Genomic DNA, 16,952 nt, shown 5'->3' on the forward strand with positions numbered 1-16,952 from the left:
GAAAGGGGTGAGGAGGAAATATGAGTTGGTTGTCGGATGTACTTGGTAAAAATAAAGAGATTAATACAATGCTAAATGATTTTGATTTCTTTGGTATTGAAACGAATCAAAGAGCGTATTTAAAAAAAGTAGCTTTAGAAACTTGTATTAATTTTATTGCTCGAACCGTTTCGCTGTCTGAATTTCGGATGATGAAAAAGGATACACGTCAATATAATGATTGGCATTACTTATTGAATATTAGACCGAATACAGATCAAAGTGCCGCTGACTTTTGGCAAGATTTTGTGTACAAATTGATACTTGATAATGAAGTGTTGGCAATTCTTACAGATCAAAATGATTTACTCATTGCTGATCATTTTGACCGTGTTGAATATGCAGTATACCCTGATGTATTTAAAAATGTAACCGTAAAGGATTACACGTTTCAAAGGTCATTTCAAATGGATGAGGTTATCTACATTACTTATAACAATGAAGAATTGACAAAATTCATGAGTGGAATATTTAAAGATTACACTCAACTGTTTAGTCGTATGATTGAGACAAATATGTTTTCTAATCAAATACGTGCAACCGCTGAGATGGAATCTGCACAGAATTTGGAAGGGGAAAACCTTACTAAATTACAAAGCTTTATGGATAAATTGTTTGGGGCGTTTCGTAAAAATGCTTTTGCAATTGTTCCAAAGATAAAGGGTTTTAATTATACGGAAATTGCCGATGGTTCAAATAATGGAAGGTCTGTAGAGGAACTATCTAAATTAAAAAAAGATTTAATAGATCATGTGGCTAATATTTTAGGTATTCCTACGGCATTAGTTCGTGGCGATATGGGAGATTACGAAACATCAATTAAAGCGTATATAAAGTTTTGTATTAGTCCTCTGATTAAAAAGATTGAAGATGAATTAAATGCGAAATTAATTGAAAAAAAGAATTTCCTATCAGGAGAAAAAATTGAAGTAACAGGCGTGAAAGAGAAAGATATTATAGATCATGCTGAGGCTGTTGATAAATTAGTAGCCAGTGGTGCATTCACTAGAAATGAGGTGAGGAAGTTGTTTGGTGCTGAACGCTCTAATAATCCAGAACTAGATGAATTTGTAATTACGAAGAATTATCAATCTGCAAATTCAATTGAAGGAGGTGATAAGAATGAAAAATAAAATACAACATATTCCTTATCAGTTTTCTAATGCAGTTAATCCAGAAAATGATGAGCACGAAATGGTGTTATCAGGTTATATCGGTAGTAGCAGTTGGTGGTACGATGCTATTAGTGCTGAAAGTGTAAGAAGCGCTTTGAAAGAAGTTAGAGCATCTACAGTTAAAATTAAACTAAACAGTGGTGGTGGGGATGCCGATCAAGGTGTTGAGATTTATAATTACTTAAAGGACTTAGATAAAAAAGTCATTGTGGAAGTTACATCACTAGCAGCTTCTGCTGCATCGATTATTGCAATGGCTGCTGACGAGATTGTTATGCGCACAGGCTCACGAATGATGATTCATGAAGCGTCAACAATAGCTTATGGGAACAAGCAGGATATTCAAAAAACATTGAATGCACTCGAAGCGTATGATGAGTCGATAGTTTCAATTTATCAGCAAAAAACAGGTAAAAGTCGTGAAGAGATTACAGATTTATTAGAAGCTGAAACGTGGTTTACTGCTGAACAAGCAGTACAAGAAGGTTTTGCTGACAAAGTAGAATTTGATAATCGAGAAAGTGATAGTGGTATTACTGATGAACAGTTGGAACAGATTATTAATAGGGTAACGAATAACTTACAACAAAATATGAATTTATCAAATAAACCTAATCCAGAACCACCACATTTACAAGTGGAGGGCAATCAAAAACGTAAAAGGTTTTTTTAATTCTCAAAAATTAGGAGGAAACAATTATGGTTATGAAAATTAAAGGTACAATGGAAAACTTTGAAGCGAAAAAACAAGCATATATGAATCTGGTGAAAGCGGAAGATACAAAAATGGAGGATTTATCAGCTGCATTTGATGATATGTTTGATACTCTTGTAACGGATTTATCAGAAAAAATTTCAGCACAAGCACGTATCGAAGCGCAAGACGCTCAAATTTTGACGTCACGTGGACAAAACGTTTTAACGTCTGAAGAACGTAAATTCTTTAATACAGTTGTACAAGATGGGGGATTTAAGGATGATTCAATTCTTCCATATACTACACAAGAACGTGTATTTGAAGATTTAGTAACTGAACATCCATTACTTGAAGCAATTGGAATGCAAGATTTAGGAGCAGTAACGAAGTTTATTTATTCTGACGCAACAAAAGCATATGCATGGGGAGAATTATTCGGTGATATTAGAGGGCAAATAAATGCAGCCTTTAGAGAAGAACAAATTGGACAACTTAAATTAACTGCATTTAGTGCTATTCCAAATGACATGCTTGAATTAGGACCAGTATGGGTAGAGCGTTACGTTCGAACATTATTAGTAGAAAGTTATTCTGTTGGTTTAGAGTTTGGCTTTGTAAATGGTGGTGGATCAGTAGCACATCAACCTGTAGGTTTAATGAAAGATGTAAATGCAACTACAGGCGCGGTTACTGATAAAAAATCATCCGGTACACTAACATTTGCTCCTTCTGAAAATGGTGAAGTAATTGCTGGTGAGCTTTATGAAGTAGTAAAAGCTTTATCTGTTGATGGAAAAGGAAAATCTCGTAAAGTGTTAAATAAAATTGTGATGGTTGTCAATCCTGTAGATGCAATTGGTGTACAAGCACGTAACACAATTCAAACTGCTAATGGCCAATGGGTAATGGCATTACCTTATAACATTCAAACTGTTGAATCTGAAGAAGTTCCAGTTGGAAAAGCGTTATTCTTTGTGAAAGGACAATATATCGCAGCAATAGCAGGTGGATACAAACTTAAAAAGTTTGACCAAACATTAGCGATTGAAGATGCTACGCTTTATACAATCAAACAGTTTGCTAATGGTAAACCAAAAGATAATAAAGCAGCTCTTGTTTATGATTTGAAAATTTCTTTCACACCACCAACTCCACCAGCAACTAAATAAGGAATGATGTGAATGGATAAGGTAATTTCAAATGAAATATTACAGCAATTCAAAGATAGGATGCGATTAGGTGATGATGAAGATGCAAACCTAAGACGCATCCTATTTGCATCCAATAAAGATTTAACTAGGGTTTGTGGTAATTATGATCTTAATATTGACGAGGTGTTCAAGGAATTAGTCTTTGAACGCTCTCGTTATGTTTATAACGATGCCTTAGAGTATTTTGATAAGAATTTTTTAAGCCAGATTAATAGTTTAAGCATTGGAAAAGCTTTAGAAGAAATTAAGTTGGACGGTGATTAATATGCGTCCTTTTCAGTATAAAAAACCGCTGAATACAGGTGATTTCAGGAATCGAATTAGCATTGAGCAACCTGTAGTAATAAAAGATGAATTAAATCAAGTAATCGAAACATCTTGGCAAGAATTAAAGAAAGCCTGGTCAATGATAAAAACGATGAAAGGTTCCGAGTACATTGAAGCTTCAGCTTCACAAGCTACACGGGTTTATCGTTTTGTGATTCCTTATACTTCTGATATTACAGAAGAAATGCGAATCAATATGAAAGGCCGTATCTTTGATATTATCGAACCGCCAATGAATGATGATGAAATGTATCAAACATTGACTATTATCGCAAAGGAGCATGTTTAATATGAACGATTTTGCGGGAGAGCTTGCTAGAGAATTACAAAGATATGCAAATGTTGTGGAAGAAGAATTACTGACAGCGCAAGAAGATGTAGCTGATATCGCTGTAGATAAGTTAAGACAAAATAGTCCTAAAAAAACAGGTGGTTATCGAAAAGGCTGGCGTAAGAAAAAAGTTGATAAAGCTGTTGTTATCCATAATACAAAAGGGCAATTGACGCATCTTTTAGAAAATGGTCATGCGAAAGCTGATGGTGGACGAGTACCAGAGAAAGTACATATTCGTCCAGTTGAAGAGTATGTAATTGATGAATTGCCAAGACGTATTGAAAGGGCGCTTGAATAATGATATTAGGTGAATTAACAAAAATTCTTGAAGCTACAGGTTATCCTGTGGCTTATTCGCATTTCACAGCAACACCTGGTAATCCAGTTCCGGAGCCGCCTTATATCTGTTTTCTTGTGGATGGTTCAGCAAATTTAATGGCTGATAACAAGGTCTATCACAAGATAAATGATGTAAATATCGAACTTTATACCACAAAAAAGGACTTGGTTGCAGAAGCCAAGCTGGAAAAGGCCCTAGACGATCATGAAATACCTTATGACTCGTATGGGATTTTTATTGAATCTGAGAAATTATTTCAAAAAACATATGAAACGAGGTTGTTGTAAATGAATGAAAACAAGGTAACATTCGGTTTGAAAAATGTACATTACGTGCCATTTGATATTAAAGATTTCTTAGTTACATTTGGGACACCAATGCCATTACCTGGTGGAGTTGAACTAACATTTGAGCCACGCGGTGATTTAATTGAATTCTATGCAGATGACATGCTTTATTACGCGGCAAGTAATAATCAGGGTTACGACGGAACATTAAGTATTGCTACTATTCCAGAAAAGTTTGCTATTGATGCACTCGGTGAAGAATTAGACGAAACGGATGGCGTATTAAATGAATTAGCTGATGCAAAAGGAAAACCATTCGCTTTATTATTTGAGTTTGATGGTGACGTGAATGCAACTCGACATGTTATGTATAACTGTTCAGCAAGTCGTCCAACACTTGCATCTAAAACAAAAACAAGTTCGGCTGAACCAAATACAAATGAACTGAAGTTTGTTTCTAGCCCAATTGTTTTAGTACCTGGTGGAAGACCAATGGTTAAAACGAAAACGACTGCTAAAACAACACAAGCAATTTATAACGACTGGTACAAAAAAGTATATGTAAAAACACCAGCAGCACCAAAAGGAGCGTAATAGTAAATGGAAAAGACAATTACAATAGACGGGAAACAAGTCCGATTAAAAAGTACAGCAGCTACTGTTAAACGATATAAAGCGCAATTCAGACGTGATTTATTTGCTGATATGTTTAAGTTAGGGATTTTGTCTCCTTCAAATCCTCAAGAGGGTTCACTAGCCACTATTGATTTAGCAAACGCAGATTTAAGTAAGCTAGATTTTGAAGTTGTATATGATTTAGTTTGGTTATATGCGAAAACAGCAAATCCAGAAATTGATGATCCAATTACATGGTTAGACGGTTTTGATGAATTCCCTATCTCAGAGATTATTCCAGAAATTATGGATATGATTCAAAGTACGATGGGCGCAAAAAAAAAATAAAGAAAAGTAATGGAGAGCAAGGGATGTTCAGTGATGAAGAATTAACCACTGATACGTTCCTTGCTCTTTGTTATAAAGCGAAATTAACGCATTGGGATTTGGAAGTCATGACAATTGGAGATTGTTTTGATTATATTGCAGAATTCGCTGAAATGGAGAATCCAGACAAAGAAAAAGTCAGAAAAGCAAACCAAAAAGACTTTGATTCATTCTAAGAAAGGGGTGAAAGAATGGCTGGAGGAAAAATCAAAGGGATTACGATTGAAATTGGTGGGAATACGCAGCCGTTACAAAACGCTTTAAAAGATGTAAATAAACAGAGTGATAGCTTAGCGACCGAACTGAAAGAGGTAGAGCGCCTTTTAAAATTTAATCCTGGTAATGTGGAAGCATTAGCCCAAAAACAACAGTTGCTTACACAACAAATTGAAAACACTACACAAAAGCTCGATAAATTAAAAGAAGCGGAGCAGCAGGTTCAAGCGCAATTCCAAAACGGAAAGATATCGGAAGAACAATATCGTGCATTTAGACGTGAAATTGAATTTACACAAGGGTCACTTGATGGTTTGAAAAATAAGCTTGGTAATATGAAAGCTGAACAAGAAAATGTGGCAAGTTCAACAAGACAATTAGAAACGTTTTTTAGCGCTACAGGCAAAAGCGTGGATGATTTTGCAGGTGCATTAGGTAATCGTCTTGTAAATGCAATTAAAAGTGGATCGGCTACAAGTCGACAGTTAGAACAAGCAATTGGTCTTATTGGTCGTGAAGCTTTAGGAACTGAAGCTGATATTGAAAAGTTACAACGTGCGCTACGATCTGTGGATGCTGGGAATTCAATTCAGCAAGTACGGAATGAACTGAGAGATTTACAACAAGAAGCTGGGAGAACTGAGAAAAAGTTTGAAGGACTCAAAGTAGGACTCGAAAACGTCATTGGTGGAATGGCAGCTGGTGGCGGAATCGCAACAGCAGTTGAAAAAGCAATGGATATGTCAAAATTGAAAACTAAGATTGATATCACTTTTGATGTTCCAGAGTCTTCGAAAAAATCAGTGGAAGAAGCTATTAGGGGCGTTAGTACGTATGGTATTGATGCTGAAGAAGCATTAGAAGGTGTTCGCCGACAATGGGCATTAAATAAGGATGCTTCTGATGAAACAAATGCCGCTGTGGTTAAAGGGGCAGCGACTATTGCAGCATCCTACGCTGGAATTGATTTTAATGAACTTATACAAGAAACCAATGAGGTTGGTGCAACGCTAGGTATTACGAACGAGGAAGCATTGGGGTTAGTGAATACATTATTAAAAACGGGATTTCCCCCAGAACAATTAGATATTATCGCAGAATATGGGGATCAGATGATTCAAGCTGGATTTTCGGCAAAAGAAGTCCAAGGAATTATGTCAGCAGGAGTAGATACTAAAAGTTGGAATATAGATAACCTATTGGATAAAAAATTGTCCCTATGAGTGGTGACATTCATAGAAAACTCCCTTAATTCAGTGGAACTCTCAAAAGAGACAATACTGAGCGAAGCCTTTAACAAAGGAACGTGCAACGACTAGCTGAAAAGCGTAGGGTGTAAGCCAATGACATCCGAAATGGGGAGCATCTTATATAAAAGATGATGATATAGTCTGGTCTGTATAGTGATGTACAGAAGTTCATAAGAGAACTGGCAGGATGTTGCGAATCCTGTTGAACATATCGGGTGTAAAAGAAGGTCGTATTAAAATGGCCGAATTTGGTGCGGGTGTAGATAAATCTATGCAAGAGGTTTTAGATAAAACAAAAATCTCGGCGGATCAGTTTGAAAAATGGGGTCAGGCAATTGCTGGCGGTGGTGAAAATGGACAAAAGGCTATGCTTGAAGCAACTAAGGCTTTAGCTGGTGTTGAAAATGCAACAGACAGAAATGCACTTGGCACGAAGATGTTCGGTACTCTTTGGGAAGACCAAGGGAAGAAAATCATCGATACCATTTTGAAAGCGGAAGGTAAACAAGTCGATTTAAAAAAAGGAGTAGAAGACTTACAGGGTGCTACTTCTAAAATAGATGCATCTCCAGCGGTTAAATTTCAACAAGCAATGCAAGATTTACAAGTTGCTCTTCAGCCTGTTCTTGCAGTTATAGCAGATCTTGTCTCTAAATTCTCTGAATGGATTTCTAGTAATCCTGAATTAGCAGCTACTTTGGCAGCTATCGCAGTTGCTATTGGTGTCATTTCTGGCGCGGTTATGGCTCTTGCTCCGATCGTTATGGCGGTCATGAGTTTGTTTAGTATTGGAGCGGCTGCAGCAGCAGGAATTGTTGCTGGTATTCCTCTTATCATAGCCGCTATAGCAGCTATAGGAATTGCCATCTATAAAAACTGGGATGATATCCAAAAATGGACCATCGAAGTTTGGAATTCCATTATAGAATTTCTAACAGGAATTTGGGAGGGAATATCCCAATGGGCAACTGAAATGTGGGAAAGTATGAGTGAATCTACTTCTTCAGCTTGGAATGCCATTAAAGAAATTTTAACAGAACTATGGAATGGAATCGTGGAGTCTCTATCTGAAACATGGAATTTGATTGTTGAAACGACTATGGAAACATGGAATGCCATCGTGGAGTATTTGACTGGGATTTGGGATGGAGTAGTTGAAACACTATCAGAAGTTTGGAATGGCATTAGTCAAACTACTTCTGAAGTGTGGACAGCGATTAGTGAGTTTTTCATTACTACTTGGAATGGACTAGTTGCCTTTCTAACTCCTATTTTACAAGGAATTGCTGATTTCTTCTCTATGATTTGGAATGGTATTTCCACAGTGATTCAAACTGTATGGGGTTTTATTACTCAATACTTACAAGCAATTTGGACGGCTATTTTATACTTTGCTACGCCGATATTTGAAAGTATCAAGAATTTCATTTCTGAATGTTGGAATACCATTAGTTCTACTACAAGTTTTGTATGGGAAACAATTAAGAATTTCTTAGTTTCCTGTTGGAATGGACTTGTAGCATTTGTTATGCCGATTTTTGAACAAATCAAGTCATGGATCATTGCTGTGTGGGATACAATCAGTTCAGCAACAATGTCTGTATGGAATGCTGTTAAGAATTTCTTACAATCATGTTGGAACGGTCTAGTAGCTTTTGTAACGCCAATATTCACCTCAATAAAAGATTGGTTTGTGAATACATGGAATACGATTAGTTCCACTACAAGTGCTGTATGGAATGCAATTAAAAGCTATCTTTCTAGTTTATGGAACTCAATTGTTTCTACAGCAAGTTCGGTATTCAATAACATCAAACAAGCTATCTCTACGGTTTGGAATATGATCAGTAGTACAAGTAGTAGTATCTGGAATGGTATTAAATCCACACTTTCAAACATTTGGGAAGGTATTAAATCAACCGCATCTTCTGTATGGAATGGATTGAAAGAAGCTATTATGACTCCTGTTCGTTGGGTAACAAACGCTGTTAGTGGGGCATTTGATGGAATGAAGTCAGCGGTATTAGGCGTTTGGGATGGAATTAAGAGTGGTATTCGTACAGCTATCAACGGAATCATTCGTATTATTAATAAATTTATAGATGGCTTTAATACACCAGCAGAATTGTTAAATGAAATTCCAGGAGTTAGCGCGCCGACTATTCCGCATGTACCAATGCTTGCGAAAGGCGGAAAACCTGTAGGAGATGGCTCATTTATTACTGGAGAAAAAGGACCCGAACTGTTTACTAAAAGAGGGAATTCTATCACAGTTACACCGTTATCTTCAAAAGAAAGATCCCTCGGTATTACTGGAACTATGAATCAATTAATGGGTGATATGAGCCGTATGATGGCTAGTTCTATGAATGAGTTATCCGGATTAAAGTCTGTCATGAGTGGTGTGTATGGAAGCATGTCAAATAGTAGACAAGCTATGGCAGGCAGCGTATCAAATCAAGTGATTAATTACGGATCTGGTTCATCAGGTGGTGGAGTAATTCCAATGCTTGGTGGTGATTTAGTTGTGGAAGTACCTGTTAGTTTAGAAGGAAGAGACGTGGCGCGCGGTACTTATCGTTATACAACCGAGTATCAAGAAAGAGAAGCAAAAAGAAACTCAGACTTTTAGGTTTGGGTTTCTTTTATAAAGAAATGAGGTGTCAAAATGAGCTCTTTCAAATTTAACAATGAACGTAAAAATTATATTCAAATTGCAAAAAGTTGGAAAAGACCAACTTGGGCACCGTTGAAACGGAATTTTCTAAGTACCCCAGGCTATCCAGGAGCAAGATTATTAAATACTCAAACAGAAATGCGTGTTTTATCAATTCCTGTAGGGGTCATAGTTCCTGATGATGCTGATTTAGAAATGGTAAAAGAAGAAATTGCAAGTTGGTTAATAACGGATCAACCAGTAGAGCTTATTTTTGATGTAGAACCAAATAGAACATATTTAGCGGTTGTGGATGATAGTTTTGATCTAGATGAATTTGTAACACTTGGGACAGGAACTCTTACGTTCATTTGTCCAATGCCATATAAGTTAGGTCCTGTACAAAAGAAAACCTTGGCTATCGCAAATGGTGACTTAAAAACTAGTTTTCTTAATAAAGGTTCTGTAGAGTCAAATCCAATTATTGATATAAAGGTGGGCGCACAGAGTCCTTATCTCGATGTATGGAATGATGATGAATATTTTAGGATTGGTTATCCCACAGGGGTAAAAACTCGTGTTGTGAAACAAAATGATCGTCTCATATGGGACGAAATGACTAATTTAACCATTTGGGAAGCGATAACTGGAAAAATAGGAATTTATAAAAGTTCAGGGGCTATGAAAGTTTGGCAAGGATACGCTTTTACACCCGATTCGTATGGAACAGGAGCGAATGATGAGTGGCATGGTCCATTTATGAAGAGAACAATTCCTAATACAAGTGGAGTTATTCAAGATTTTAAACTTGATGTACAAATGAAATTTCAGTCTGAACATTGGAACAGAATGGGCAAAACGGTAGTAATGCTTTTAGATGCTAATGACAATGTGATAGTTGAATTAGCAATGGCTGATGAATATATGAGTCATGAAATGACAACAGCGCAAGCAATTATTGATCCAGGAAGTTCTAGAAAGTGGATTGCTGACGAGAGGGGCATGTACTCTGATACATTTAACGACTTTAGAGGACACGTTTCAGTAGCTCGCAGAGGGAAAGAATGGAGCTTCTATTTTGCTAAATATCGTAAGAACACCGAAATAGATGATGCTAGTTTTGTTCGTACATGGCGAGACAATTCTGACAGTAACCCTATGACAGCTAGACCAGTAGCAAAAATAGCTGTAGGGTGTATTGCTTATGGTGCAAATCCGCCAGTTGATGTCGCGTTTATTGAAGATGTTAAGTTTTGGAAGATTAATACTTTAACAATAGACGAGACTCCTTATATTTTTGATATAGGAGACAAAATACAGATAGATACAGAAAGATCATTAGTAACAATAAACGGTACAAATGCAATTGCATTAAAAGATATATTTAGTTCATTCCCTGTTATAAAGCGAGGGCAAAATGCAGTCATAATACGACCAGCTAATGTAGGAATAGCGGAATTAACGTATAGGGAGCGGTTTAGATGAGAACACCAAGTGGAGACTTACATGTCGTTGATTTTAAAACAAATCAAATCGTTTCAGATATACAACCGAAAGACTATTGGGATGACAAACGACATTGGGAAATCAAAAATAATATCGATACTCTAGAGTTTAGGGTATTCGAAAATACAGATCATGCAGCAACACTTGTACAACAAAATTTAGTACTAAAGGAAGTACGTGGTGGTAGAATCGTTCCTTATGTAATTACAGAAACGGAAAAAGATTCTAAAGATAGATCATTAATGGTTTATGCATCTGGTGAATGGATTCAGCTTGCTAAAGCAGGAATTATTGAGCCACAAAAACTAGAAAGTAAAACATTGAAACAATGTATGGAAATAGCTCTTAAAGGGACGAAGTGGACAATAGGTAAAACCGAACATGATGGAGCGCATTCAATGGTAATTGAAGAATTTACAGATCCATTGGATTTACTTAAGAAAATTGCCGCTTCATTTGAATTAGAACTTCAATATCGTGCTGAAGTTGTTGGTTCTAAAATCGTTGGACGCTATGTGGATATGGTTCAGAAACGAGGAAGAGATACAAGAAAAGAAGTAACCTTTGGTAAAGATTTAATAGGAATTAAACGTATTGAGAACTCTCAAAGCATTTGTACAGCTTTATTAGGTTTTGTAAAAAAAGAAAATGGGGAATTCATTACAATCTCATCCATAAATAAGGGGGTTCCTTATCTTGTAGATGATGCAGCTTATCAACGCTGGAATGAGAACGGAAAACATAAATTCGCTTTCTACACTCCACAAACAGACGATCAAAATATGTCTCCTGAGAGACTTTTGACTTTAATGAAAACGGAAATGGGTAAGCTTGTGAATGCTTCCGTTTCTTATGGAGTCGATGCACAAAATATAGCAAGAATACCTGGTTTATCACATGAAGAAATCAATGAAGGAGATACAATTCGAATTATAGATGAAGGGTTTACACCTAAGTTGTATCTTGAAGCGCGAGCTATTGCTGGTGATGAATCTTTTAAAGATCTTACACAAGATAACTATGTATTTGGTGATTATCGTGAAATCGTCGATCAAAATGATGAACTACGTAGATTATACCAAAAAATACTAAGTTCATTGTATGACAAGGTTCCGCAAGAGTTATTTGACCAATTAAATAATAAAGTAAAGGAACAAAACAAAGACATCATTGATGCTAAAGATAAAGCTGATCAGGCACAAAAAGAAAGCCAAACAGCAAAAGATTTGGCAGAAACAACGCAGAAATATATAGAGCAGAACATGGTTGATATTATTGAACAACCAACAGCTCCTACTGAGAATTTACGTGATGGGAAAACTTTGTGGATAGATAGTTCTGATCCTGAAAATAAGGTGCAGAAACTTTGGAAAGGTGGTCAATGGCAAAGGGTTACTCCAGATACAGGACCATTAAAGCAAAGTATTAAAGAGGTTAAGGAAGATATTGAAACAGCTAAAACAGAATTGAATCAAAAGGTTCAAAGTGTGGAAGGTAAAGCGCAAGAAATAGCTGGACAAATAGTGGATGTTCAAAAGCAAGTTAATGGAAAAGTGGATCAAACATGGATTAATACACAGTTAAAAGATAAAGCTGATAAATCTGGAGTGTTTACAAAAGAGGAAATTAACAATGGATTTATTGGTAAACAAATCTATGAAACTGATAAGAATGGTAACGTTAAAAAGTTCCAAGATATTAACACATCTATGAGTCAAACAAATGAGGCTCTTAAACAAAAAGCAGAGAAATCGGAGCTAACGAAAACGAATGAAGGCTTGTCACAGTTGGAGCAGAAGACAAACGAGATTAAGACAACAGCTGAGGGGACGAAACAGACTCTTACAGAACTTAAAACGCAAGTAGATAATACAAAACTAGATGGACGAAATTCGCTTAAAAACTCTAATTTTTCTAGTTATATTGTTAATGATTCTATAAGTTGGGACAAATCGTTAAATGGGAACCTTCAGGCATCTGGTTGGGGAAGTGGGTATAACGGTGGTGTAGCAGATCCAACAAAAGGTTATCATGCCCATCTAGATATAACTACTTTCGGTTATCCAGTTGTAGCGTTTATTAATAAAAACAGTATCATCGGTCAAAAAAATAGATGGATGGGTATAGCTGAAGATGTGGTTGCAGAATTTGCGAGAAATAATGTCGCGGGTAAAGAAATTACTATTAGTATGGATATTTGGTCAGATACAAAAGGTTTCCGTATAAACGGTGGTTTACATCATTTTATTGAAGGTAACACAGCACAAAGCTTTCACAGTGGTCAGTATGTGTTTAATGTAAGTGAAGTTAATAGATGGGAACGCTATACGTTTACCATGAAACTTCATGAAAAATTTGACGGTACTAAAGTTTCTAGATTGTATATATATGGTGGCGAAGGTATTGAAGGTACAGCGTATGTAAAAAACGTCAAACTTGAATTAGCTAACGTTGCTACAGCATGGACACCAGCGCCAGAAGATCAAGTAACAACAACTGATTTTACTAAAAAGACAGTGGAGATTGAAAACAGTATTAAAGGTGTAAATACTACTGTTAGCAATATTCAAAATGAACAAGGAAAGCTTACGGAACGTGTAACGAAATCAGAGCAAACCGCAGATGGGTTTAAAGCTTCTATTGAATCGTTAACAAAAAAAGATACTGAAATCAGTAACAAATTAAATACAGTTGAACAAACTGTAGAAGGTACAAAAAAGACGATAACTGATATACAATCCGATACAAACGGACTAAAGAAAACAACAACCGAAATTAAAGAACAAGCTGGGAAGACTAGTGAAAAATTAGAGAGTGTTGAGAAAAAGTTTAATGATATGAAGTTTAGCGGACGTAACCTTCTGTTAAATACAGGTGGCACACTTAAATCTGATACTGGAACGAACATTTCAAATACTGATTTAAAATCTTTTAAATTTGTTCCTGATACTTTCGAAATGATTAGAGGTCAAGAAGTTGCTCTTTCTATTACGGCTAGAACACAAGCTTTTTCGAAGGGAACACCTAGCCCTTGGATTGGTATGGAATTATCAGTGACATATGAAGATAATGAGCAAGTTTGGCTACCTATTCGTATAGAAGACAAAGTCGCTACCTCTCAAGGTTGGGTTCGTTATTCTGCTGTTGTTACAATAAAAAATAAAGCAATTAAAACTGGTTATCTAAATAGTTTAATTCGAAATGTAAAAGGTATGGTTGAACTTAAAGAATGGCAAATTGAAATTGGAAATAAAGCAACTGAATATAGACCAGCGGCAGAAGATCAAGTAACAACCGATGAATTCACCAAGAAAACAACCGAAATTGAAAAAAGTGTGGATGGTGTAAAAACTACTGTATCAACTGTTCAAAAAGATCAAGGTACAATGCAAACTACCTTGAATCAAGTTAAACAAACAACAGATTCTAATGCACAAACCATTACAACTCTATCGCAAACACAGGGCAAACAAGGGGGAATTATTCAACAAAACACGAGTGATATCACACAGTTGAATAATCAAATCAAATCCAAAGTAACAGATACTCAAATGCAAGAGTATGTGGGTAGATTAGGAAGTACTAACTTACTATTTAATGCTGCATTTGAAGACCGAGTAATAAACGCTACTACAGGAGTTGTAACGAGTAGAAAACCGAGTATTTCTAAATGGAGTGTCGGTCCAAACGGCAGTAACTTTACAGCTGTACCAGAAACAGCGAGAAACCATGACGGTATGAATTCCGTTAAATTAGAATCGTCCGGGCAGACAGTAGACAAAAATGCAGCGTTCTATCAATCATTACCTGTATCTCCTAACTCCGGTGATTATGTGTTATCTGCATGGTTCTACACAGATGCAGTTGCTACGATAGATAATACAGCATTTGTAATGATTGAATTTTACAATGGTTCTACTTGGGTTACGAATAAAGTTGTACAACTTGTACCGTTACTGACTAATGGATCATGGAAATTTATTAGTGTAACTATGCCGGCTCCTGCATCAGGTGTTACTACGATACGTTTCATGGTGGTTATTAGAAAAAACGGTAGACTTTGGGTATCGCAACCACAACTACAACAAGGTATTACACCTTCTAGTTTCATGGAGAATCCGAAAGACTATGCTAACTATGACCAACTTGTAGGCGAAATCGGAAAGAAAGTGGCTACTTCTGATTTTGATAGTAAAGTTTCTAAAATGGAAACAACTATCAATCAGCAATCTAATCGTATTGACTTAAAGGCTGAGAAAAATGATGTTTATACGAAAACAGAAGCAAACGGTCAATTTGGAAGTAAGGCTTTAGTGGATTCGCATACTTCTCAGTTATCTGTAATGAGTAATGAAATTAATTCTACAGTCAAAAAGGGCAATATTATCTCATCTATCAATCAAACTGCAGAACAAATTCAAGTCCAGGCTAATAAAATCAACCTTGTAGGATACGTTACAGCCGAACATCTTAAAGGGGATGTTTTGGAAGGGATGAATATTAGGACTTCCCGGCAATCGAATGACCCTAGATGGGTAGAGATAATGAAATCTAATGTTCGATTAAAAGAGGATGGGCTTGTAAGAAGTTATTGGGGATTTTATACGCGTAATGATGGTGGGGTTCAGCCTTCTTTATTTTTGGGGAAAGATTCAACAGATACTGTAGGTTCTATAGCAATTACACAAGTGACGCCGAATAAAACAGATTTTGCAAATGCTTGGGGAACAATTGGTATGGTTAATGAAATTAGTAATAATATGTTTAAAACAAATGCTACTGTAGGGTTCTTTAGAGATAGTGGTGGTAGGTTAGAGTTGAGTGCGGGTGGACATGTTCTCATAGATTCTAAGGGATTAATTAACGTAAGAAGCGATGATTTTCTGTTATTAAGAGCTAAGAGAACAATGAGGTTGGAAACTACATGGGATAATGGCGGTACTAATATTAACATGGAAGCAACAAAAAGTTTTAATGTTATGGCTCATTCTCAAATTTGGCTAGCTTCTAATGAGGAACATTTTTACGATAGTAATGCAGGTAAGTTTTATTTTAGAAATAGAAATAAACCATCTGATCAGAATAGTGTCTTAATTGATGATGATAATGCTAATGCTGATATAAGACTAGCATATATACGAGTGAGAGCATCTCATGTTTCGGGATATCAAAATTCTCTTCAAGTTAAGAATTATAACGGTACTGAATTTAGGGATTTGGAATGCCGAAGTCTAACTGTTAATGGGAACTTTTACAATAAATCAACTAAGAATATTAAAGCTAATATTAGGGATTTGCCGTTTGATCCTGTAGAAAAAATTATGGCTTTGCAACCAAGGAGTTACAACTTAAAAACGGAAGTAGAAAAGTTGTATAAGATGAGAGAAGGAAAAGAAGAAGGAGAAGAGCCGTTCACAACAAAAGATATTGTAGCGAATTATGGTTTTATAGCAGAAGAGACCGATGAAATATTCAAATCAGAAGATGGTAAGGCTGTTAATATATATGGAACTTTGGCAATTCATATCGCAGCCACTCAAAAGATGCATATTGAATTGAAGGAAGTAAAGGAAGGAAATAAACAATTAAAAGAGCAAGTTTCAATGCTTATAAATGAAGTATCCACATTAAAAGATTTAGTTCGAAAATTAATAGACGAGAAACCAGAGCAGCCATAAGCTGGTCTATTTTTATTATCTAAAAAAGGAGAGGAAAAGATGGATCGTATTGATGTATTATTAAAAACTTTTATTGCCACTTTTGGTGGCTTCTGTGGGTATTTTTTGGGAGGATGGGATGCAACATTGAAAATCTTATTGACGATGGCAGTTATTGATTATTTAACTGGCATGATTGTAGCAGGATATAACGGAGAATTAAAAAGTAAAGTTGGTTTCAAAGGCATCGCCAAA

General features: G+C 36.0%; 15 protein-coding genes. All 15 read left to right on the top strand.

Annotation, left to right across the window (positions count from 1 at the left end; all coding sequences use genetic code 11):
* Positions 1-20 precede the first annotated feature (20 nt).
* Positions 21-1,172, top strand: coding sequence for a phage portal protein (locus tag ATL10_RS24175; RefSeq protein WP_061663613.1), 1,152 nt, complete (start codon positions 21-23; stop codon positions 1,170-1,172).
* Positions 1,162-1,887, top strand: coding sequence for a head maturation protease, ClpP-related (locus ATL10_RS24180; protein WP_000791073.1), 726 nt, complete (start codon positions 1,162-1,164; stop codon positions 1,885-1,887). The genes ATL10_RS24175 and ATL10_RS24180 overlap by 11 nt, the downstream gene beginning before the upstream one ends.
* A 32-nt stretch (positions 1,888-1,919) precedes the next feature.
* Entirely contained in the window at positions 1,920-3,080 is a 1,161-nt protein-coding gene (locus ATL10_RS24185) for a phage major capsid protein (RefSeq protein WP_431519943.1), read from the top strand.
* 12 nt (positions 3,081-3,092) lie between these two features.
* On the top strand, positions 3,093-3,386 hold the full coding sequence (locus ATL10_RS24190; protein ID WP_016109427.1) for a hypothetical protein: 294 nt from the start codon (positions 3,093-3,095) through the stop codon (positions 3,384-3,386).
* Position 3,387: 1 nt separating this feature from the next.
* On the top strand, positions 3,388-3,738 hold the full coding sequence (locus tag ATL10_RS24195; protein WP_001247297.1) for a phage head closure protein: 351 nt from the start codon (positions 3,388-3,390) through the stop codon (positions 3,736-3,738).
* Position 3,739: 1 nt separating this feature from the next.
* Entirely contained in the window at positions 3,740-4,081 is a 342-nt protein-coding gene (locus ATL10_RS24200) for an HK97 gp10 family phage protein (protein WP_110497660.1), read from the top strand.
* Positions 4,081-4,410 (top strand): hypothetical protein, encoded by a 330-nt coding sequence (locus tag ATL10_RS24205; RefSeq protein ID WP_110497662.1) that lies wholly within the window; start codon positions 4,081-4,083, stop codon positions 4,408-4,410. Before ATL10_RS24200 ends, ATL10_RS24205 begins: the two co-directional genes overlap by 1 nt.
* Positions 4,411-5,004 carry a major tail protein gene (locus ATL10_RS24210; protein WP_110497664.1) on the top strand — a complete coding sequence of 198 codons (594 nt, stop codon included), beginning with the start codon at positions 4,411-4,413 and terminating at the stop codon, positions 5,002-5,004.
* A gap of 6 nt (positions 5,005-5,010) precedes the next feature.
* On the top strand, positions 5,011-5,373 hold the full coding sequence (locus tag ATL10_RS24215; protein WP_000415931.1) for a hypothetical protein: 363 nt from the start codon (positions 5,011-5,013) through the stop codon (positions 5,371-5,373).
* A 23-nt stretch (positions 5,374-5,396) separates the two neighbouring features.
* Positions 5,397-5,588: a hypothetical protein gene (locus ATL10_RS24220; protein ID WP_097846553.1), complete on the top strand. Its 192-nt coding sequence runs from the start codon at positions 5,397-5,399 to the stop codon at positions 5,586-5,588.
* A gap of 15 nt (positions 5,589-5,603) precedes the next feature.
* The gene (locus ATL10_RS24225) at positions 5,604-6,851 is read left to right on the top strand and encodes a hypothetical protein (protein WP_110497666.1); all 1,248 of its coding nucleotides are present in this window, start codon (positions 5,604-5,606) and stop codon (positions 6,849-6,851) included.
* A gap of 265 nt (positions 6,852-7,116) precedes the next feature.
* Positions 7,117-9,510, top strand: coding sequence for a phage tail protein (locus ATL10_RS24230; RefSeq protein ID WP_142669997.1), 2,394 nt, complete (start codon positions 7,117-7,119; stop codon positions 9,508-9,510).
* Positions 9,511-9,546: 36 nt separating this feature from the next.
* Positions 9,547-11,019, top strand: coding sequence for a distal tail protein Dit (locus tag ATL10_RS24235; RefSeq protein ID WP_110497670.1), 1,473 nt, complete (start codon positions 9,547-9,549; stop codon positions 11,017-11,019).
* On the top strand, positions 11,016-16,718 hold the full coding sequence (locus ATL10_RS24240) for a phage tail spike protein (protein WP_110497672.1): 5,703 nt from the start codon (positions 11,016-11,018) through the stop codon (positions 16,716-16,718). The genes ATL10_RS24235 and ATL10_RS24240 overlap by 4 nt, the downstream gene beginning before the upstream one ends.
* A gap of 39 nt (positions 16,719-16,757) precedes the next feature.
* Positions 16,758-16,952, top strand: a 195-nt coding sequence (locus tag ATL10_RS24245) for a phage holin family protein (RefSeq protein ID WP_181419342.1), incomplete at its 3' end; no start/stop codon positions are given.

It is taken from the genome of Bacillus sp. 196mf (genome assembly GCF_003217275.1).
Taxonomy (GTDB): domain Bacteria; phylum Bacillota; class Bacilli; order Bacillales; family Bacillaceae_G; genus Bacillus_A; species Bacillus_A thuringiensis_S.